The sequence below is a fragment of the Larkinella sp. genome (assembly GCF_965227735.1).
Taxonomy (GTDB): Bacteria; Bacteroidota; Bacteroidia; order Cytophagales; family Spirosomataceae; genus Larkinella.
Genome location: NZ_OZ245776.1, coordinates 231,363 through 251,044, shown reverse-complemented (window position 1 = coordinate 251,044; position 19,682 = coordinate 231,363). Strand labels below are relative to the sequence as shown.

Annotated in this window: 19 protein-coding genes; 8 read left to right on the top strand and 11 right to left on the bottom strand. The window is 52.0% G+C overall.

Annotated features, from left to right (window positions below; all coding sequences use genetic code 11):
* The first annotated feature begins 20 nt into the window (after window positions 1–20).
* The 5 genes from ACO064_RS01035 (at window position 21) to ACO064_RS01015 (ending at window position 6,155) form a co-directional block, all read left to right on the top strand.
* Entirely contained in the window at window positions 21–536 is a 516-nt protein-coding gene (locus ACO064_RS01035; RefSeq protein ID WP_421825569.1) for a hypothetical protein, read from the top strand.
* 18 nt (window positions 537–554) lie between these two features.
* Window positions 555–1,133 (top strand): hypothetical protein, encoded by a 579-nt coding sequence (locus tag ACO064_RS01030; protein ID WP_421825568.1) that lies wholly within the window; start codon window positions 555–557, stop codon window positions 1,131–1,133.
* Window position 1,134: 1 nt separating this feature from the next.
* On the top strand, window positions 1,135–1,419 hold the full coding sequence (locus ACO064_RS01025) for a winged helix-turn-helix domain-containing protein (protein ID WP_421825567.1): 285 nt from the start codon (window positions 1,135–1,137) through the stop codon (window positions 1,417–1,419).
* 109 nt (window positions 1,420–1,528) lie between these two features.
* Entirely contained in the window at window positions 1,529–3,949 is a 2,421-nt protein-coding gene (locus tag ACO064_RS01020) for an ABC transporter permease (RefSeq protein ID WP_421825566.1), read from the top strand.
* A 340-nt stretch (window positions 3,950–4,289) separates the two neighbouring features.
* The gene (locus ACO064_RS01015; protein ID WP_421825565.1) at window positions 4,290–6,155 is read left to right on the top strand and encodes a CocE/NonD family hydrolase; all 1,866 of its coding nucleotides are present in this window, start codon (window positions 4,290–4,292) and stop codon (window positions 6,153–6,155) included.
* A gap of 5 nt (window positions 6,156–6,160) precedes the next feature.
* Here the strand turns inward: ACO064_RS01015 and ACO064_RS01010 are convergent, their stop codons facing one another.
* The 3 genes from ACO064_RS01010 to ACO064_RS01000 all read right to left on the bottom strand — a co-directional run bounded on the left by ACO064_RS01010 (window position 6,161) and on the right by ACO064_RS01000 (window position 8,324).
* Window positions 6,161–7,225 (bottom strand): hypothetical protein, encoded by a 1,065-nt coding sequence (locus ACO064_RS01010; protein WP_421825564.1) that lies wholly within the window; start codon window positions 7,223–7,225, stop codon window positions 6,161–6,163.
* A 204-nt stretch (window positions 7,226–7,429) separates the two neighbouring features.
* Window positions 7,430–7,726, bottom strand: a complete 297-nt coding sequence (locus ACO064_RS01005; protein WP_150874523.1) for a nucleotidyltransferase family protein — start codon at window positions 7,724–7,726, stop codon at window positions 7,430–7,432.
* A 127-nt stretch (window positions 7,727–7,853) separates the two neighbouring features.
* The gene (locus tag ACO064_RS01000) at window positions 7,854–8,324 is read right to left on the bottom strand and encodes a Dps family protein (RefSeq protein ID WP_138991601.1); all 471 of its coding nucleotides are present in this window, start codon (window positions 8,322–8,324) and stop codon (window positions 7,854–7,856) included.
* 250 nt (window positions 8,325–8,574) lie between these two features.
* Between ACO064_RS01000 and ACO064_RS00995 the strand changes: the two genes are divergently transcribed.
* Window positions 8,575–9,543, top strand: coding sequence for a YihY/virulence factor BrkB family protein (locus tag ACO064_RS00995; protein ID WP_421825563.1), 969 nt, complete (start codon window positions 8,575–8,577; stop codon window positions 9,541–9,543).
* Here the strand turns inward: ACO064_RS00995 and ACO064_RS00990 are convergent, their stop codons facing one another.
* The 5 genes from ACO064_RS00990 to ACO064_RS00970 form a co-directional block, all read right to left on the bottom strand.
* Window positions 9,544–9,747 carry a hypothetical protein gene (locus tag ACO064_RS00990; RefSeq protein ID WP_114408901.1) on the bottom strand — a complete coding sequence of 68 codons (204 nt, stop codon included), beginning with the start codon at window positions 9,745–9,747 and terminating at the stop codon, window positions 9,544–9,546. It lies immediately after the preceding gene.
* 118 nt (window positions 9,748–9,865) lie between these two features.
* A complete protein-coding gene (locus ACO064_RS00985; RefSeq protein WP_421825562.1) occupies window positions 9,866–11,599 on the bottom strand; it encodes a glutamine--tRNA ligase/YqeY domain fusion protein in 1,734 nt (577 codons plus the stop codon).
* A gap of 64 nt (window positions 11,600–11,663) precedes the next feature.
* Window positions 11,664–12,260 carry a bifunctional nuclease family protein gene (locus tag ACO064_RS00980; RefSeq protein WP_114408903.1) on the bottom strand — a complete coding sequence of 199 codons (597 nt, stop codon included), beginning with the start codon at window positions 12,258–12,260 and terminating at the stop codon, window positions 11,664–11,666.
* Between the two features lie 113 nt (window positions 12,261–12,373).
* Complete coding sequence (locus tag ACO064_RS00975) at window positions 12,374–13,336, bottom strand: electron transfer flavoprotein subunit alpha/FixB family protein (protein WP_421825561.1); 963 nt, start codon at window positions 13,334–13,336, stop codon at window positions 12,374–12,376.
* Between the two features lie 147 nt (window positions 13,337–13,483).
* Window positions 13,484–14,221, bottom strand: a complete 738-nt coding sequence (locus tag ACO064_RS00970) for an electron transfer flavoprotein subunit beta/FixA family protein (protein WP_421825560.1) — start codon at window positions 14,219–14,221, stop codon at window positions 13,484–13,486.
* Window positions 14,222–14,417: 196 nt separating this feature from the next.
* Here ACO064_RS00970 and ACO064_RS00965 point away from each other — a divergent pair, with 196 nt between their 5' ends.
* Window positions 14,418–14,744, top strand: coding sequence for a tetratricopeptide repeat protein (locus ACO064_RS00965; RefSeq protein WP_421825559.1), 327 nt, complete (start codon window positions 14,418–14,420; stop codon window positions 14,742–14,744).
* A 135-nt stretch (window positions 14,745–14,879) separates the two neighbouring features.
* A complete protein-coding gene (gene glgP / locus ACO064_RS00960) occupies window positions 14,880–16,538 on the top strand; it encodes an alpha-glucan family phosphorylase (protein WP_421825558.1) in 1,659 nt (552 codons plus the stop codon).
* A 67-nt stretch (window positions 16,539–16,605) separates the two neighbouring features.
* Here glgP and ACO064_RS00955 read toward each other — a convergent pair whose 3' ends face one another.
* The 3 genes from ACO064_RS00955 to ACO064_RS00945 form a co-directional block, all read right to left on the bottom strand.
* The gene (locus ACO064_RS00955) at window positions 16,606–17,331 is read right to left on the bottom strand and encodes a hypothetical protein (protein WP_421825557.1); all 726 of its coding nucleotides are present in this window, start codon (window positions 17,329–17,331) and stop codon (window positions 16,606–16,608) included.
* A 98-nt stretch (window positions 17,332–17,429) separates the two neighbouring features.
* Window positions 17,430–18,245: a purine-nucleoside phosphorylase gene (locus ACO064_RS00950; RefSeq protein ID WP_421825556.1), complete on the bottom strand. Its 816-nt coding sequence runs from the start codon at window positions 18,243–18,245 to the stop codon at window positions 17,430–17,432.
* Window positions 18,246–18,362: 117 nt separating this feature from the next.
* Window positions 18,363–19,598: an NAD(P)/FAD-dependent oxidoreductase gene (locus tag ACO064_RS00945; RefSeq protein WP_421825555.1), complete on the bottom strand. Its 1,236-nt coding sequence runs from the start codon at window positions 19,596–19,598 to the stop codon at window positions 18,363–18,365.
* Window positions 19,599–19,682: the final 84 nt, after the last annotated feature.

The following is a 19,682-nucleotide window of genomic DNA, read 5'->3' as shown; positions in this document are numbered from 1 at the left end:
ACAATATAAACTACTTTATCATGAAAAATTTAGTACTTTCATTGGTGTTGCTGCTTTTTTTAGTGATGTCCACCTTCCGGACGTATGCGCAAACGGGAGATGCGATGCAAAAACTGAGTTTCCTGGAAGGGCAGTGGAAAGGTCCGGCGAAGGCGATAGTCGGCCGGGGAAAAGAGCTGAACCTGGTTCAGTCGGAGCATGTGCAATTTAAACTTAACAAAAGGGTGCTGCTGATCGAAGGAACGGGTCGGGAGCAGGACAAGGTGGTGTTTCAGGCACTGGCGGTTGCGGCTTATGATTCCCTAAACCGGAAGTATTCGATGAAAGCCTATACCGCCGAGGGCAATGCCAAAGAAGCCTATCTGGACGTGAAAGGGGATAACTGGCTGGAATGGGGATTTGATGTTCAGCGCGGAAAAATCCGGTACACCATCAAATTGAACGAAAAAGGGCAGTGGCACGAAATCGGTGAATACAGTCCGGACGGCCAGAAATGGTATCAAAATTTTGAAATGACCTTAGACAAACTAAAATAACGAACTCCCTGAAAACGAATGGAAACCGAACCGCGAATGAACGAACAGGAAAGCCTTCGGGTGATTCATGCCATGATCGATTCTGCCAAAAAAACCATCCAGGACGACGGCACCCTCTATCTGATGTGGGGCTGGCTGGTGTTATTTGCCAGTGTGACGCATTACCTTTTGATGACCATGACTACTTTTGCGTACCCGTATCTGCCCTGGGCCACGATGCCGATTGCGGGGATCATCAATGCGGTTTTTGTCAGCCGGATGGTGAAACGGCAACCGGTTAAAACCTACATTGGTGAATTTATGGCCTATTTATGGGCGGCTTTTATCGTTTCGATCATCATCCTGCTGGCCTTCATGCCTAAACTCGGGATGGAGAAAACGTACCCGATTTTAATCCTTTTGTACGGCATCGGGACTTTCGTGTCCGGTGGAGCCCTGCGTTTCAAACCGTTGATCATTGGGGGTGCCCTGAATTGGCCAATTGCCATTGTGGCTTTTTTCGTGCCGTTTGAATACCAATTGTTGTTACTTGGATTAGCCGTCACCTGCAGCTACATCATTCCCGGGCATTTGCTGCGGTTAAATTACAGGAACTGAGATGTTTGATGAACTTGATCCCTTGCTGCACCAGCAGTTGCGTCTGGCCGTGATGTCCTTATTGATCAGCGTTCAGGAAGCGGAGTTTACGTTTCTGCGCGAAAAAACCGGGGCCACGGCGGGTAATCTGAGCGTTCAGATTACAAAACTGAAAGACGCGGGATACATTGAAGTGACAAAAGGCTATAAAGATAATTTCCCCCAAACCCTGTGTAAAATTACGGGTTTGGGCCTTACGGCTTTTGAAAATTACGTGAACGCGCTGGAAAAATACATCAAAAAATGACCTTCAACTTTTGTCGGGCGTCAGCGTTTTTTTCTCTCATTAATTTGTACTTTACAGAACAAACAGGCGATTCCAGCGTTCTGGAATCCTTTTCCTCCCGTTCCGGCCAATGCTCCGACACTACTGTACCGTTGTTTTTAGAACCATTCTCCGCAATAAAGTCTACACCGGCATCGTCGTCACCGGTCTGGCGTTTGGCATGGCGGCTTTCCTGCTCATTTCCGGTTACGTCCGCTTTGAACAGAGCTACGACCGGATTCACCCGGATGGCGAGCGGATTTACCGGGTCGAAAGCGTGTTTTTCAAGAATGGTGTCGAAACCGATCATTGGGCCACCAGCTCCAACGGCTATGTGCCGGCCATGAAACAGGCCTTTCCGGAAATTGAAACCTACACCCGCATTGCCTGGCGTGGTTCGACCCGCGTGGTGCGGCAAGAAGAAACCAAGTTTCGGGAGAACCACGTCTGTTTTGCCGATACCAACTTTTTTACGTTTTTCAACTACCCGGTTCTCAAAGGCGATCGTAACACTTTTCTGGCGTCTCCCAACACGATCGTGATTTCGGAGTCGGCGGCCCGGCGGTATTTTGGCAACACTGATCCACTGGGGGAATACCTGGATGTCAGTACCATCGCCAGTTCCTACCATTGCCAGGTAACGGGCGTTTTTGCCGATTTGCCGTCCAACTCCACCATGCAGTTCGACATGTTGCTGTCGTGGACTACCTCGAACCGGCGGAACTGGGATTTCTGGTACCAGCACGAAAGCTATTCCTTCGTGCGGCTTCGTCCGCAGACCGACCCCGCAAAGGTGATCGCCAAGTTTCCGGCTTTGTCCGAAAAATACAAAACCGCCGAAGCCCTTCGCGACCACGTCTGGGCCATTGACCTCGTTCCCCTGCACGACATTCACCTGAATCCGGCTACGCAGAACGAAATCGAGGTGAAAGGAAACCGGCGGGCGGTTCAGTTTCTGTCGGCCATTGCCTTCGTGATCCTGATTATCGGCTGGGTCAATTACATCAACCTCTCGACCGCCCGGGCGATGGATCGGGCTAAAGAAATCGGGATTCGGAAAACCGTTGGCTCGCACAAGGCCCTGCTGGTGTTTCAGTTTTTGTTCGAATCGCTGCTGCTCAACGGGCTGGCGCTGGTGCTTGCGATTCTTTTGGTATTTGTGGCTCATTTTGTTTTGCCCGTCTTTCTGGATCTGCAAAATTCCTCATTCGACTGGTCGGAACCCGGCCAGTACGGTCTTTTTGCCTTGATATTCTGGTTTGGTGTGGCCATTTCCGGAATTTATCCGGCGCTGGTGCTGTCGCAGGTCAAACCCGCGCTGGCGTTGAAAGGGCAATACCGGTTTACGGGCAGCGGAGCGTTTTTGCGCAAAGGACTGGTCGTGTTTCAGTTTGCCGCTTCGATGGTGTTGATCGTGGGCACGTTTGTCGCCTGGCGTCAACTGTCGTTCATGATGAACCAGAATCTGGGCGTCCGGGTCGATCAGGTGCTGGTGTTGAAAGCACCGGTGAAAACCGAGAACTACAGCCAGAAAACCCAGACGCTGAAAAACGAATTGAAGGCCATTCCGGGCATAACGGAGGTGACGGGTTCGGGTGCGGTTCCGGGCAAGGAGGTGGGGCAGATGCTGGCCAACCGTCGTTTGCACGAAGAACCCAGCGCCGACCGGCTGTATGAAATGCTGATGATCGACTTCGATTTTATCAAAACTTTCGATCTGAAGCTGGTCGCGGGCCGCTCGTTCGACCGCAACCGCCCCGCCGATTCGCTGGGGCTGGTGCTGAACGAATCGGCGGTGAAGCAATTCGGTTTTCAGTCCAACGAACAGGCCATCGGCGAAAAAGTGCTGCTGGAATCGACCCACGACCGGCCCAACGAGATCATTGGCGTTGTGAAAGATTACCACCAGCAGTCGCTCCAGAAGCAATTCACGCCCTTGATTCTGTTCATGGACCCCGATTACCGCTGGTTGCCGACGGATTTTTATTCGCTGAAAATCAGTACCGATCAGGTGGATGGGCTGGTCGAAAAAGTGCAAACCGTGTGGGGGCGGTTTTTTCCGGAATCGTCGATGGATTACTTTTTTCTGGACGATTTTTTCAACCAGCAATACCGGCAGGACCGGCAGTTTGGCCGTACCTTCATTCTGTTTTCGTCGTTGGCCGTTCTGATTGCCTGCATGGGGTTGTTCGGGATGACGTCTTACAGCACGGCCCGGCGAACCAAAGAAATCGGTGTTCGGAAAGTACTGGGCGCGTCGGTGGCCAGCGTGTTGCGGTTGCTGGCCTGGGAATCCGTTCGCTTGTTGCTATTGGCGGGCCTGCTGGCGATTCCGGTTTCGTGGTATTTGATGACGCAGTGGCTGTCGGTCTACGCGTTTCGGATTGAACTGAACCCGATTCACTGGCTGGTTCCAATGCTGATTCTGGTGGTGATCGCCTTGGCAACCATCAGCTACCTGACGGTAAAAGCGGCTCTGGCCAACCCCACGCAGTCGTTGCAGAATGAATAGGAAAGTACTCACGGACTCGTTGATTTAAACCAAAAAACCGCCGGATTACGAGTTTGGCTTATCAGCCCACAGCTTTAGCTGTGGGAAAATCCAGATGAAACCGAATCCAGATGAAACCGTTTTAACGGTTTGCCGGAAGACGAAACCGTTAAAACGGTTCTGGTAGCAGGGGGGGCTTTTTCGCTTTACCCACAGCTAAACGGGGCCGCCAGAGCGGCAGTGGGCTGGTAAAATTTACATCGGCGGTTATTTTATTTAAATCAGGAAGTCCGTGCTTGGTTATGGATTGATTACACTACAAACACTAGAAAATCACGGACTTCAATCCGTGGGTCCTTTTATGAAAATACAATTTCTGATTGGTTGTTTCCTGGCCCTTTCCGTTGGCAGTTTTGCGCAGGCTCCGGCTGCCAATCCTTTCATCAAAGAAAATTATACGAAGGTTGAATACCAGATTCCGATGCGCGACGGGGTCAAACTTTTCACGGCGGTGTATGTGCCGAAAGACATTTCGGCCGAAAAGAAGTACCCGGTTCTGATGCAACGGACGCCATATTCCTGCCGACCTTACGGCGCGGATCAGTTTCCGGCCCGTCGGTTTGGTCCTTCCGAGTTTGTGATGAAGGATAAATACATCTTTGTGTATCAGGACGTTCGGGGTCGCTGGATGAGTGAAGGCATTTTTCAGGAAATGACCCCACAGATTCCCAATAAGAAGGCCAAAACCGACGTGGACGAAAGCACGGACACCTACGACACGGTGGATTGGCTAATTAAGAATATTCCGAACAACAACGGAAAAGTCGGGCAGTGGGGCATCAGTTATCCCGGTTTTTATGCCTCAGTCGGGGCGTTAAGCGGGCATCCGGCGCTGGTCGCGTCTTCCCCGCAGGCTCCGATGGCTGATCTCTGGCGGGACGACAGCTACCACAACGGCGTTTTTCTGATTCCGCATAACTTCAATTTCTACCCCTATTTTACGAACCGGACGGACGGAAAACCGACGAAAACCGTAGCTACGACCGAGTTTAACTACGGCACCGAAGACGGGTATGAATTCTTTCTGAACCTCGGCCCGATGAAAAATTCGCAGAAACCGGCATTATACGGCGGCAAAGATCCGTACTGGAACGGCAATCTGGCGCATCCGAATTACGACGAATTCTGGCAATCGCGGAATATTTTGCCGCATTTGAAAGGCATCAAACACGCGGTCATGATTGTCGGTGGCTGGTACGACGCCGAGGATTTACACGGTATTTTCAAAACCTATTCGGCCATTGAAAAACAGAATCCCGGCATTTACAACATTCTGGTGGCCGGGCCGTGGACGCATGGCGGCTGGAACGACACGGGTGAGCAGTTGGGCAGTGTGAATTTTGGTGAAAAAACCGGGCCGTATTTTCAGGAAAACATTGAGCGGAAATTCTTTGCCTATTTCCTGAAAGGGGAGGGTGACGCCAAATTTCCCGAAGCCCAGGTTTTTGAAACCGGAACGAACCAATGGCGCAGCTTCGATGCCTGGCCACCCAAAGCCGCCGTCGAAAAGAGTTTGTATCTGTTGCCGGGTGGAAAACTGGCGTTTGAGGCTCCGGCAAGCAACACCGGTTTTTCGGAATTTGTCTCCGATCCGGCGAAACCCGTGCCGTTTACCGAAACCATTTCGCTCGACATGAACCGCGATTATATGGTGGAAGACCAGCGTTTTGCCGCCCGCCGACCCGATGTACTGGTGTTCCAGACCGACGTACTGGACAAAGACGTTACCTTGGCGGGGAATATGTTAGCCAATCTGAAGGTCTCGACCACCGGCACCGATGCCGACTGGATGGTGAAGCTGATCGACGTATATCCGGGGGACGCGAAGGACAACGCCAATACCGCCAAAAACGAGAAGATGAGCAGTTTTCAGCAGATGATCCGGCATGACGCATTTCGGGGCAAGTTCCGGGAAGACAAAACGAAACCCAAACCGTTTAAGCCGGGGGAAATTACCGCCGTCAATTATGAACTGATCGATGTGCTGCACACCTTCAAAAAAGGGCACCGCATCATGGTGCAGGTGCAAAGCACGATGTTCCCGCTCTACGACCGCAACCCGCAGAAGTTTGTTCCCAACATCCACAACGCCAGCGAAGCCGACTTTCAAAAAGCCACCCACCGGGTGTATGGCAGCAGCTTTTTGAAAGTTCGGGTGGTGGAGTAACGCCTTTACAAACAGCCGCCAACGGCTCCGTTCAGATTGAACCGAAACCGGTCTTCGGCGTAATATTGCATGGTGTTGGGGGTGGTGCAACCGCCTTTGGCCACAATCGCGTCGTAGGTGGCATTGTTGACGATAAAGAAATCTTTGGCCCCAATGCCCGTAGGAAGAACCCAGTTTAGCTCAAAATCAACGGTTTGGGTGGCACCAACTGCCAGGGTTGCCAGACTGGATAAATCGACGCTTACCAGGTTCGAGGCTTCCAGGCGCGAGGGCAGAGATGAGCTGGAATAGCGGAACGAATATACCGGGCTTGCCGGGGCCGCGCGCAACCGTCTGAGTGTAGCCCGGATTTTAAAGGTGGCACTTGGGCCCGCCGTTCTGAAGGCCTGAGAGGCTGCCAGGGTAACGGCACAATCGGCGGAGGTCAGCGTTTTGATGACGGCCGGACCGGCATTGGCCAGGATTTCGATGCTTTCAAAATTGAATTCCGGCGGATACCGCAGGCAGCGTTCCAGTTCGCAGGGGGAGGTGGTGGTAAAGTAGCACACGAACCGATGCGGGAGACGGATGATAAGCCTTCCGTAGGCATTCCACGGATATTTCCGGAAATCTATTTCCTGAATAAGCATCGGCAACGTCAGTGGAGTGGGGTAGTCCAGCACCTGATAATCAATCTGAACGGCTTTGGGCAAAATGAGCTGGGCGTCGGGCAAATCAATATTGCCTTCTTTGAGAAGCTGCGAAAGCGGGAAGGCTTCGGCCCTCAGAAACTGATCTTTTTCGCCGTAGAGAACCCGGATAACCGCCGGATTTTTGGCCTGTTTTAAGCGGGAAAATTGCTCCGGGCTGAGGGCGAACCGGGTACCGTAATAAACCCCGTTCTTATCTGCTTTAACCGGTGGTGGGGGAACGGACTCAGCCGATTTCTGATCGAGTAGAAGGGTTTTTCCATCCAGTCCCACCAGCCAGACTTTTAGCGAGTCATTCGGAACCTGATGTGGCGTGGGTGTGCAACGAATAACCGTGAGAATCAGAAGAGTCGAAGCAACGATGGCGAGACGTTTCCACATGGCTTTGAAGGAGTTAGGATGAAGTCATACCGGTATGATCGGTACAATCTACCTTCTTTTTCGTCTGGGAAACGGAATTAATTAGGAAACGGTAAAACGATTAAGGGAATGGTAAAGCATCTGGCAGTAAGGGATATTCAGATCAGGATGATTGGCATGAAAAGACAATGTACTTCATTCAGGTTGGATTGTCGATCGCCAAGACTACTTTTCATAAATTAGAATCCGATCCTGGTCGATGAAAGGGCGGATTGTGGAAGCAACCCCGCTTTCGGAAATGACGTCAACTTTGTGGTTTAGTAATTCTTCCAATTGCCAGGAAATTCGAGCTTGATCAAACAAAGTAGCTCCTTTCGCAAACTCGACTAGTAAATCGATGTCACTGTCCTCGTTTTCTTCTCCGCGGGCAAGAGAGCCAAATAAATAGACACGCACAACGGGTTGTTGAGAAAAGTAAGGTTGAAGGGCCTCCGCCAATGTCGATTTAACAGTCGTTACCATACTCATGGAAATCGTATTTACCAAAAATAACAAAATACACGGATAGTTCGCTCACTAGAATGGTTTCCTCCAATGAAAAACCCCGGCATCCGTCAGGAAACCGGGGTTTTTCTCCGAAGCCGGGGGGTTATGACAAATATTTCCGCAGCATCCAGGCCATTTTTTCGTGTTCTTCCATCAGATTGGTCAGGAAGTCGGCGGTACCGGCGTCTTCCAGTTCCTCGCACTTGCTGACGTCTTCCCGCAGTTCGCGGATCGATTGTTCGTGATCGTCCAGCAGCCGTTTGAACATATCTTCGGTTTTCACTTCGCTGCTTTTGTCTTCCTTTAAACTGGTGTGTTTCAGGAAATCCTCCATCGTCGACAGCGGACGGCCGCCCAGCGTACGGATGCGTTCAGCCACTTCGTCGATGGCGGCTTCAAGCTGCGTGTATTGTTTCTCAAAAAACTCGTGGTATTCCAGAAAGCTCGGCCCGCTCACATTCCAGTGGTATTTCCGGGTTTTGATGTATAACACATGCTGATCGGCCAGAAGGGCGTTCAGCAGTTCGTTGACTTGTTTAAGGGTGTCCTGATCAAGACCAATGTTGAGTTTCATGTTGTGTGATGTCTATAAATGAGAGAGCCGATTTCTTTCAGCGGCCTCTTCTAAAACCACCAAAAATGTCGGTTTGTTTATCGGAAGACCCAAACAACGCGTTACCGTTCTGGTTTAGAATAGACTAAGGGTAAAGAAAAAAGACAAGAGAAGTGGGAGAGAAGAAGTGGCAAAAGAAGGAGATGAGTGGTGTTTGTTGGTCTCTGGTTTTACTTCTCAGCTCTTACTTCTGAAATCCACCACCGACGATATGGCACAATTAAAATTCAAAAAACTCTTCTCCGACGCCTGGACGCTTTTACTGGGGACTTTCAACGGTTTCATGAACGACCGGGGATTAAAGCTCAGTGCCGCCCTGGCCTATTATACGGTTTTTTCCCTGGCACCGTTGCTGGTTTTATTGATTTCAATTACCAGTATTTTTTACGGCCAGGAAGCCATCCGGGGGCAGGTTTTTTCGCAGATCAATGGTCTGGTCGGTAACCAGGCGGCCATTCAGATCCAGGAAATGATCAAAAGTGTGGAGCTTTCCGGAAAAACGAACGTGGCCCTGGTCACCGGTATTTTTACGCTGATTCTGGGTGCCACCAGCATTTTTGTTGAAATTCAGGATTCGATCAACCTGATCTGGCGGGTGAAGGCCAAACCGAAACGGGGATGGGTGAAATTGTTGAAAGACCGGCTGTTATCGTCCTCGCTGATCGTTAGTCTGGGTTTTTTGCTGGTCGTATCGCTGATCGTCAACGGAATCATTCTGGCATTGAGCGACACACTCACCCGGCATTTTCCGGGGCTGGCCGTCATTTTTGTGGAAGTGCTCAACTTCCTCATCAGCTTTGGCGTCATCACGGTTTTATTCGGTGTGATCTTTAAAGTGCTGCCGGATGCGAAAATTGCCTGGAAAGACATTCGCTGGGGGGCTATTTTTACCGCTTTGCTCTTCATGCTGGGGCGGTATTTGATCGGGCTCTACATCGAAACCACGAGCACCGGCTCCACTTACGGGGCCGCTGGATCACTAATCGTCATTCTGGTCTGGATTTATTATACGGCCGCCATCCTGTATTTCGGGGCGGAGTTCACACAGGTTTACGCGGAACATTACGGCATCAAAATCGAGCCTGCCGAGTATGCGGTGTATGTCGAACAGCAGGAAAAAGAGCGGGAAGTCCGAACGTTACCCCCGCAAAAAAACACCGAACCCGTCAAAGAAGACTAATCAGTTCAGGTCCGTATACCCGTATTCTTTTCGAAGAATTTCCTTTACAATCGTTTCTTCCTCATCGTCCAAACCGTCGATGGTCAAATCCGACGCGTCCGGTTCAACGGTTATGGTATGCTTCTTCTCTTTATTCAAAAAAGGCATCCGTTTTTCCATCACCTCGGCTGCGTCCTGCTGTAGTTTTTCCTGTTGTGGAGTCATAGGGGTAGAAGTCTGGTTGGGCTAAGTTTACGGTTTTCAGTTTACGGTTTTCGGTGGCTGACGCGTGCGGGTTCGAATGCGTCAGCCACCGAAAACCGTAAACTGAAAACCGTAAACCTTATGATTTTCGTTGCTCTTTCGCCCAGGTATCCTTCAACGTCACCGTCCGGTTAAAAACCAGTTTGTCGGTGGTGGAATCCGGATCGATGCAGAAATAGCCTTTGCGGATAAACTGAAAACGATCCCCGGCATGGGCGGTTTTTAGCGAAGGTTCAACGTAAGCCCGGACTATTTCAAGCGACTTTGGATTGATAAACTCCTTAAAGTCACGGTCTTCCGATGAGGGATCTTCACTCGTCAGAAGCCGGTCGTATAACCGCACTTCGGCTTCGACGGCGTGCGCCACCGAAACCCAGTGAATCGTCCCTTTCACGTTGATGCCCGACGTATCGGAACCACTCCGGCTTTCGGGAATGTATATGCAGCGCAGTTCTACAATATCCCCTTCATCATTCTTGATGACTTCCTCGCATTTGATGATGTAAGCACCCTTGAGCCGGACCATGCCGCCGGGCGACAACCGGAAGTATTTTTTGGGCGGATTTTCCAGAAAATCATCCCGCTCAATGTAGAGTTCCCGCGAAAAAGGCACGTTGCGGTGGCCGCTCTCGTGGTCCTCAGGGTTGTTTTCAATCGCCACTTCATCGACCTGGCCTTCCGGATAATTGGTCAGCACCACTTTGATCGGTTTTTCGTCGACCACCGCCATCACCCGCGTTGTGGTTTTGTTCAGTTCTTCCCGAATGCAGAATTCGAGCAGGCCCACGTCGATCAGGTTGTCGCGTTTCGCAATCCCGATCCGGTCGGCAAACTCCCGAATGCTGGCGGAGGTGTAGCCGCGACGGCGAATCCCGGCAATGGTCGGCATCCGTGGATCATCCCAGCCATTCACGTGGCCCTCGTTGACCAATTGCAGCAGTTTCCGCTTGCTCATGACGGTATACGTCAGGTTCAGCCGCGCAAATTCAATTTGTCGGGAAGGAAAAATTCCCAGTTTCTCGATATACCAGTCGTAAACCGGCCGGTGAACTTCAAACTCAAGGGTGCAAAGCGAGTGCGTAATCTGCTCGATGGAATCCGATTGCCCGTGGGCAAAATCGTACATCGGATAAATGCACCATGCATCGCCCGTCCGGTGGTGATGGGCGTGTTTGATCCGGTACATGATCGGGTCGCGGAAGTGCATGTTGGGCGAGGCCATATCGATTTTGGCGCGCAACACTTTGGCTCCATCCGGATATTCCCCGGCTTTCATCCGACGAAACAAATCCAGATTTTCCTCCACCGACCGCGTCCGATACGGGCTGTCTTTTCCCGGTTCTGTGGGTGTACCTTTCTGAGCAGCAATCACTTCTGCCGTCGAGTCATCGACATAGGCGTAGCCTTTCTGAATCAGATTTTCGGCAAAAGCGTAGAGCTGATCGAAATAATCCGAAGCATAAAACTCATTTTCCCATTCGAAACCCAGCCAGCGGACGTCGGCTTTGATCGACTCAACGTACTCGGTATCTTCGGTTACGGGGTTGGTGTCATCGAAGCGGAGGTTGGTTTTTCCGCCGTATTTATCCGCCAGACCAAAGTTCAGGCAAATGGATTTGGCGTGACCGATGTGCAAATAGCCGTTGGGTTCGGGCGGAAAACGCGTGTGAACACGGCCTCCGTTTTTACCGCTGGCCCTATCTTCTTCAACAATTTGCTCGATAAAATTCAGCGAACGTTCCGCAGGGGCATCGCTCCGGCGTTCCGACTCGTTGGAAATACGGTTATTGGTATCGTTGGGTACTTCAGGCATACCGCTTGAATCAGGGGTGAAAGTACTAATTTACAGCCTTCGGTTGGCTTTGGCAAAAGGAAGACTAATTACGACGGCTCATTTCGTCCCGAATCTTGGCGGCTTTTTCGTATTCCTCCTTTTTCAGGGCTTCGTCCAGCGATTGCTGCAACTCGTCGTGCGTCATATCCTTGAGTTGTTCGGTCAACGAGCGGGACGAGCGGGACGCGGGCTGGGGAACCAGTTCTTCCTGTTCCTCGCTTTCGTCGGTGACGCTGGCGGTGATGCCGGCTTCTGAAAGGATGGATTCGTAGGTGTAAATCTGAACGTTAAACCGGATGCCAATCGCGATGGCGTCGGACGGGCGGGCATCGACAACGGTTTCCCGCGTGCCGTCGGTGCAAACGATCCGGGCAAAGAAAATCCCTTCCCGCAGGTCGGAAATCACGATTTCGCGAACCGTAAAGCCGAATTTGTCAGCAAATGATTTAAAGAGGTCGTGGGTCATCGGTCGGTTGGGCACAATCTTCTCGATCTCGATGGCAATGGCCTGAGCTTCAAACATACCGATGATGATTGGCAACCGGCGGTTCCCATATTCTTCTCCCAATACCAATGCAAATGAACCCGACTGCGATTGGCTGGGCGACAAACCTAAGATTTCAAGTCTAATCTTCTCCACGGCGCAAAGTTAATAGAGTTTGGGAGTTTAGCGGTTGGAGGGTTTAGGAGTTTTTTCACCAGAAACTAAAAAATCCCCAATTCGACAACCGCTAAACGCCCCAACGCCCCAAATTACAACTCCTGTACCGCTTTCGTCAGCCGGGGCAACACTTCGAACACATCGCCGACGATGCCATAGTCCGCTGATTTGAAAAACGGTGCTTCAGGGTCTTTGTTGATAACTACAATGACCTTCGATGAGTTCACACCGGCCAAATGCTGAATGGCACCGGAAATGCCGCAGGCGATGTAGAGATTCGGGCTGATTTTGATGCCGGTTTGTCCGACGTGCTCGTGGTGGGGCCGCCAGTCCAGATCCGAAACCGGTTTGGAACAGGCCGTGGCCGCGTGCAGTGCCTTTGCCAGATCTTCGACGATTCCCCAGTTTTCCGGGCCTTTCAGTCCGCGCCCGGCCGAAACGACCAGATCTGCTTCAGGCAGCAGAATGTCGCCGGTGGCTTTTTCAACCTTGGTCACCTTAACGGCAAAATCGGTGTCATTCAGAGCCGGTTTGAACCCTTCAACTGTCGCCGTGGCTTCGGTTTCTTCCGGCGTAATGGTATTTTTCTTGATGGCGAGAATTTTTTTCTCCGCCGTCAATTCGGTGAAGGCAAACGCTTTCCCGGTGAAAATACTGCGTTTAACCCGAAAACCGCTGCTCACATCCGGCAACTCGATCACGTTGGCTGCCAGTCCGGCTTTCAGTTTTCCGGCCAGCCGGGCTGCCATCGAATCGGCCAGGGATGATTTCGTCAGCACGATGACGTCGGCTCCTTCCTGGTTGGCGGCTTCGGCCACCACACTGGCGTAGGCCATGGCGTTGCCTTCGTTCAGTTGGGCATCACTGGCGTGCAGCACTTTGGTCGCGCCAAACCGCCCGGCTTTCGCCAGTTCGTCGGCGTTGCCTTCGCCCAGGACAATGGCGGTGGCGGATGTGCCGGTGAGGGCGGCTACTTTTGAACCGTAATATATGGCTTCGAGCGATGATTTTTTCAACGCACCTTCATCGAGTTCTGCAAAAATTAAAACTGACATATTAGTATGGCTTTAAAGGTTGGGAATTGGTTATCACACAGAGTTGATCAGAGAAAATCAGACGGGGCCGCCCGGCGGTCAATCAGAGTTTTTTTTCTCTGATAACCTTTGATGTCCCCTGATCAACTCTGTGTAATAACTCTTCATTTAGATCACTTTCGCTTCCGTTCGCAACAATTTGATCAGCGTTTCGGCTTCCGAAGCGGGGATCATTTTGCAGGCTCCGCGGGCGGGGGGGAGTTCGTAGTTGGCAATGTGGGTGAGGGTGTCTTTGCCAGAGGGTTCCACCACTTTGAGCGGTTTGGTTCGGGCGCTCATGATGCCACGCATATTCGGGATTTTCCATTCGGCAATTGGTTCCTGACAGCCCAGCACCAGCGGCAAACCGGCTTCCAGTTCTTCGTGACCACCTTCGATTTCCCGCGTGATTTTGGCCGTTGAACCGTCGATGGCTAACTTCATAACCGGCGAGATGGACGGAAGTCCCAGCATTTCGCCCACTATGCCGTGGACCTGACCACCGTTGTAGTCGATGGACTCCCGGCCCATCAGAATCAGGTCGTAGCGGTTTTCTTTGGCAATGGCGGCAATTTGCTCGGCCACAAAATAGGCGTCCGTTGGCTCGGCATTGACCCGGATAGCGTCGTCGGCACCAATAGCAAGGCACTTCCGAATCACCGGATCGGCGTCGGCTTCGCCCACGTTCAAAACCGTAACAGTGCCTCCCAGTTGTTCTTTTAACTCGACGGCCCGCGAAAGGGCATAATCGTCGTAAGGGCCGGTAATAAACTGCACACCGGCTTTATTGAGTTTGGTATTGTTGTCCGTGAGGGTAATTTTGGTGATCGTGTCCGGAACACTGGTGACACACACTAAAATCTTCATGTTGTCTGTGGTTTAGAGGTGATGGCGGCAAAAATACAAACTTGTCCTAAATAAAACGTATGCGTGCATACTAATATTTGGTGTTCGGTTTTTGGTTTGGGGTTTACGGTGTCTGACGCAAGCCGGACAGAACGCGTCAACACCGGAGCAATGGCCCGGCGTAAACTGAAAACCGTATACCGTAAACTATATCCCTATGAATAACACTCGAATTCAACTGTTGCTTCACTATATAGAAGAACAACCCGAAGATCCTTTCAATGTTTACGCCCTGGCGATGGAATACCGGGATGAGCAACCCGCTCAGGCTCTGCAGTATTTCCAGCAGTTACTTGAACAACATCCATCCTATTTGCCAACCTATTACCATGCGGCTGCGCTCTATGCCGAACAGGAAAACCGGCCAGCAGCGGAGGAAACCTACCAGCAGGGAATTGAACTGGCCCGTGCGCAAAAAAATGAAAAAGCATTTCAGGAATTGAGCCGGGCCTATCGGGCGTTTCAGGATGATGACGATTACTGACAATACGTTAATCATTTGAATATCTTTGCACTAAAAACGATTTAAACGGGATGGGAGCACGGATTGAACGGATGAACACAGATTAAAATCCGTTTTGATACGTTCAATCCGTGTTCCCATCCAAATTTTAACCGAATGACCCAATCGAACTTGCCCCAGGCGTTTCGCCACCCGTACGAATTTGATCCCCGATTCAAGAAATCCGTTGCATATTTTTCGATGGAGTTTGCCATCGACCAGGCTTTCAAAACCTATTCAGGCGGACTGGGTTTTCTGGCCGGATCGCACATGCGGAGTGCCTTTGAACTGAAGCAGAATGTGATCGGCATCGGCATGCTCTGGAAATATGGGTATTATGACCAGACCCGCAAAACCGACAACGCGATGGATGTGCTGTTCCGGGAAAAAATCTACAGTTTTCTGGAAGATACCGACATCAAATTTACCATCGATGTCCACCACACGCCGGTTTGGGTCAAGGCGTATTACCTGAATCCCAAACACTTCGACACGGTTCCGATGTTTTTTCTGACCACGGACATCGAAGGCAACGACTGGCTGGCCCGCTCCATCACGCACCGGTTGTATGACAGCATTACGTCGGCTAAAATCGCACAATGTATGGTGCTGGGCCTGGGCGGGGCAAAACTGCTGGATGAATTGAAGTACGAACCGGATGTGTATCACCTGAACGAAGCCCACGCGGTGTCAGCGGCTTTTCACCTCTACCAGAAATACGGCAGCGCAGAGGAAGTTCGCAAACGGATGGTTTTTACGACCCATACCCCCGAAGAGGCCGGCAACGAGAAGCATGACATCAACCAACTGAATGTCATGAGTTTCTTTGGGAAGGTGCCGCTGGAAACCGTGCGCGAAATAACCGGTATCGAAGATGATGTGTTCAATCACTCGCTGGCGGCATTGCGACTGAGCCGGAAAGCCAATGCGGTTTCGAAACTGCACGGCGAAGTGTCGCGGCATCTGTGGGGTTCGTACAGCGGCATTCCGGAAATAACGCACGTCACCAACGCCCAGAATCAGCGGTATTGGGCCGACGAAGCACTCGAAAAAGCCCGAAAAAAGGATGATGGAAAGGCTGTTTTGGAACGCAAAAAAAGCCTGAAATCGACCCTTTTCAAAACTGTAGCGGATCAGTGCGGCAAACTGTTCGACCCGGAGGTGTTGACGATCGTCTGGGCCCGGCGGTTTGCGGGGTACAAGCGTCCGGATCTGCTGGTGCAGGACGACGAGCGGTTTCATCACCTGATGAATCATCCCAAATACCCCATTCAGTTCATCTGGGCCGGAAAACCGTATCCGACCGACGAAAGCGCTACGCACATTTTCAATTCGCTGGTGTATCGGAGTCACCTACACAAAAACATGGCGGTTTTGACGGGTTACGAACTGGCGTTATCGAAGCAGTTGAAAGACGGAGCGGACCTGTGGCTGAACACGCCCGTGGTGACCCGCGAAGCCTCCGGCACCAGCGGCATGACGGCGGCCATGAATGCCGGAATCAACTTCTCGACCTTCGACGGCTGGATTTGCGAGTTTGCCGAGCATCAGAAAAACGCGTTCATCGTGCCGGTGGCCCAACCCGGATTGTCGCCCGAAGAACGGGATGCGCACGACCGGAACCACTTTTTCGATCAACTGGAACACGAAATCATGCCGCTCTACTACGAAAAACCGGCTGACTGGAAGCGACTGACGCTGCAAAGCATGAACGACGTCAACGCGTTTTTCAACTCGAACCGCATGGCAACGGAATATTACGAAAAAGTGTATTGATGCCTGATCGGATACCCTGTCAGGGTCTTTGACCGTATCGACGGCCCGGCGCTGACAGGGTATCCGATCAGGCAATCGGCAAGGATGACTGCCCTTCGTGGTAGACATTCGTCAAACCGCCCAGTCGGGCGCGGCCCTGCCAGTCATAATCCAGTTGGTCGAGACCCAGCATGGCAATGTCTTCCAGGGTGACGACCCGTTTGTCCGGTTTGAGCGTTCCGCCAAACTCGCCGGGCCGGGCCGAGGGGTTCCACTGGTACTGAGGATCGACCAGCGTTCCGCGGGGATACATGATGCCGGGTTGGCCTTTTCCGATCAGGTTGAGGTCGAGCGGGTGGCCGTCGGGGGTTCCCGGAACCAGCCCCCAGCCGTGGCCGACTTCGTGGGCTTCGGTGGTCGAACCTTCGAAACCAACATTGTCGAGCCGGAAAAAGCCGGTGTTGCTATTGCGGCCATCCATATAGGAAATACCGCCCAGTGGGTTGTCGGTTTCGGTTTCAATCCGGAAAAACAGCTTTTTGTAGTCGCGGTTTTTGTGCAGCAGCGGCCGCGGGTCTTCGCAGTAAAAACCGCTCACCTGAAACCGGATGAGGTAATCCGTTTCATCCAGCGACAGAATGATTTCGGGTCGGTCCCAGACTCGTCCGACGTTGTAGGCAATTCGCTGGGCAAGATCGTCCGAAGCAACGGACCCGTAGAGATACAGTTCCGCAAAAACCGTCAGGGTCTGTTCTGATTCGTTTTTATAAACGTTATGGTTTCCCAGTACCTGGGGGAGCGATAGCGTTGGCATTTTCCTGCGACAGAGAAATAAACACTTGAAACTGATATAGTAACGACGAAGTGGTCGCTATGGTGTCGAAAAGGCATTGTTACCCAAAAAAACACCCGTCAAAGACCTGCCACCAGTTCCTTCATCAAGGCCGTCAGGCGGGGTTCGGCCCCGGCAGCAGCGGCCAGAATCTTCGGCAGGCTGGCTTTTTCGAGTGTTTCAGGAATGCACAAATCCGTGATGACCGAGCAGGCGAACACCTTCAGGCCCATTTGGTGCGCAACGATCACCTCTGGAATGGTCGACATCCCGACGGCATCGGCACCGAACTGGCGGAGCAGCCGGTATTCGGCTCTGGTTTCCAACTGCGGGCCGGTCACGCCGACATACACGCCTTTCTGAATCGGGAAACCCAGTTTTTTCGCAATGGATTCGGCTTGCCGGATCAGTTCCGGGTTGTAGGGCTCGCTCATGTCGGGAAACCGGTCGCCGAATTCAATCGGGTTTTTGCCGGTCAGCGGATTCTGGGGCAACAGCAGGCTGATGTGGTCTTCGATCAACATCAGATCACTTACCCGAAACGCCGGATTCAGTCCCCCGCTGGCGTTGGAAATCAGCAGGGTTTTGATGCCCAGCCACTTCATCACCCGCACCGGAAAGGTAATCTGCTGCATCGAATAGCCTTCGTAATAGTGAAACCGTCCCTGCATCACGACTACCGGTTTTCCCGACAAACTGCCGAAAATCAACTGGCCGGAATGCGATTCGACGGTGGAGAGCGGAAAACCCGGAATCGTTGCATACGGGATGGCCACGTCGATTTCTACTTCGTTGGCAAGGGCTCCCAAACCGGTGCCGAGAATGATGCCAACGGTGGGCTGAGCGGTATAAAGAGACTGGATGAGGTCGACGGCTTTCAGAATCGGTTCAATCATAAGGGGTTATTGTTCGAACAGGCTTTAAAAAAAGACTTTCGCTTTCTGCCCCGTTCCCCTGAAGGACGGGGCGAAAAGCGGATCGATATTTCTAATAATTTCTAACACAAATGACGCTTACAATCCGATATTTTTCCCCACGACATAGCCCGTGGTCCAGGCATTCTGGAAATTAAAACCGCCCGTAATTCCGTCGATGTTCAGGACTTCGCCCGCAAAAAACAGTCCCGGCTGCGTCCGACTTTCGAGCGTTTCGGGCTTGATGGCGTCGGTGGCAATGCCGCCACAGGTCACAAATTCTTCCTTGAATGTACTTTTCCCGGAAACCGCATGGGTGTTGTTGGTCAGCAGGTTGATGAGCCGGTTTTGAGCTTTGGCGGGTAGGTCGGACCAGCGTTCGGTTTGCGAAATACCGGCTTCCGTGGCCAGAGCCGACCATAAACGGGCGGGCAAGCCAAAGAGCGATTGCGTCGCCACCTGTTTTTTCGGATGTTGCTGCCGGAATGCCTGCATCTGTTCCCGAACCTGGTTTTCGTTCAGGGCACCGAGCCAGTTGATGCGGATTTCGTGCCGGTATTGCACCTCCGCCAGATCGCGCGCGGCCCAGGCCGAAAGCCGCAACACCGCCGGGCCGCTGAAACCCCAGTGCGTAATCAGCACCGGCCCGCGTTGTTCCTGCTTCGTGCCGGCAATGCGGATGACGGCGTCCGGCACCGCAACCCCCGCCAGTGTCAGCAACGGATTGTCGGGAGTATTGAACGTAAACAGCGACGGCACCGGCGGAACGAGCGTTTCCTTTTCGGGCTCATCCAGTCCCGGAATCCAGCCGTAGGAAACCGCCTGCGGATAACCGCCAACGGCCACCAGAATGCGGTCAGCCAGGAGGGTTTCGTCGGTCAGGGTTTCGATCTGCCATTGGTCATCCGGGCGGGTGATCGACTTGACTCCGCAACTGGTTCGTATCCGGATTTTTAACCGGGCGGCTTCCTGGAGTAAACAGGAAATGATGGTTTCTGACGAATCGGTAACCGGAAACATTCGGCCGTCGGCTTCGGTTTTCAGGCGGACACCCCGGCTCTCAAACCAATTTACGGTGGCGGTGGCATCGAACTGTTTGAGAAGCGGCCGCAGAAAAGTCTCCCCGCGCGGGTAGTTTTTAACCAGTTTGCGGTTATCGAAACACGAGTGGGTGACGTTACAGCGTCCACCGCCCGAAATTCGGACTTTGTTCAGTACGGCTTTACTTTTTTCGAGTAAGGTGATGTCGGCATCCGGAAAAGTTTCGGCGGCCGTGATTGCGCCAAAAAAACCGGCAGCACCTCCACCGATAACGACAATTTTTAAGGTTGGCATGCGGTTCAACTGGGAGTGGGCAAGAAAGACAAAATTAATAACCTTTATCTTGTATTCGGTAACAATTATCGTCAGTTCTCTTTG

Excerpts from the sequence above, each read along its gene's own strand:
- ACO064_RS01035 (WP_421825569.1), top strand. The coding sequence starts at position 21 with ATGAAAAATTTAGTACTTTCATTGGTGTTGCTGCTTTTTTTAGTGATG.
- ACO064_RS01030 (WP_421825568.1), top strand. The coding sequence starts at position 555 with ATGGAAACCGAACCGCGAATGAACGAACAGGAAAGCCTTCGGGTGATT.
- ACO064_RS01025 (WP_421825567.1), top strand. The coding sequence starts at position 1,135 with ATGTTTGATGAACTTGATCCCTTGCTGCACCAGCAGTTGCGTCTGGCC.
- ACO064_RS01020 (WP_421825566.1), top strand. The coding sequence starts at position 1,529 with ATGCTCCGACACTACTGTACCGTTGTTTTTAGAACCATTCTCCGCAAT.
- ACO064_RS01015 (WP_421825565.1), top strand. The coding sequence starts at position 4,290 with ATGAAAATACAATTTCTGATTGGTTGTTTCCTGGCCCTTTCCGTTGGC.
- ACO064_RS01010 (WP_421825564.1), bottom strand. The coding sequence starts at position 7,225 with ATGTGGAAACGTCTCGCCATCGTTGCTTCGACTCTTCTGATTCTCACG.
- ACO064_RS01005 (WP_150874523.1), bottom strand. The coding sequence starts at position 7,726 with ATGGTAACGACTGTTAAATCGACATTGGCGGAGGCCCTTCAACCTTAC.
- ACO064_RS01000 (WP_138991601.1), bottom strand. The coding sequence starts at position 8,324 with ATGAAACTCAACATTGGTCTTGATCAGGACACCCTTAAACAAGTCAAC.
- ACO064_RS00995 (WP_421825563.1), top strand. The coding sequence starts at position 8,575 with ATGGCACAATTAAAATTCAAAAAACTCTTCTCCGACGCCTGGACGCTT.
- ACO064_RS00990 (WP_114408901.1), bottom strand. The coding sequence starts at position 9,747 with ATGACTCCACAACAGGAAAAACTACAGCAGGACGCAGCCGAGGTGATG.
- ACO064_RS00985 (WP_421825562.1), bottom strand. The coding sequence starts at position 11,599 with ATGCCTGAAGTACCCAACGATACCAATAACCGTATTTCCAACGAGTCG.
- ACO064_RS00975 (WP_421825561.1), bottom strand. The coding sequence starts at position 13,336 with ATGTCAGTTTTAATTTTTGCAGAACTCGATGAAGGTGCGTTGAAAAAA.
- ACO064_RS00970 (WP_421825560.1), bottom strand. The coding sequence starts at position 14,221 with ATGAAGATTTTAGTGTGTGTCACCAGTGTTCCGGACACGATCACCAAA.
- ACO064_RS00965 (WP_421825559.1), top strand. The coding sequence starts at position 14,418 with ATGAATAACACTCGAATTCAACTGTTGCTTCACTATATAGAAGAACAA.
- glgP (WP_421825558.1), top strand. The coding sequence starts at position 14,880 with ATGACCCAATCGAACTTGCCCCAGGCGTTTCGCCACCCGTACGAATTT.
- ACO064_RS00955 (WP_421825557.1), bottom strand. The coding sequence starts at position 17,331 with ATGCCAACGCTATCGCTCCCCCAGGTACTGGGAAACCATAACGTTTAT.
- ACO064_RS00950 (WP_421825556.1), bottom strand. The coding sequence starts at position 18,245 with ATGATTGAACCGATTCTGAAAGCCGTCGACCTCATCCAGTCTCTTTAT.
- ACO064_RS00945 (WP_421825555.1), bottom strand. The coding sequence starts at position 19,598 with ATGCCAACCTTAAAAATTGTCGTTATCGGTGGAGGTGCTGCCGGTTTT.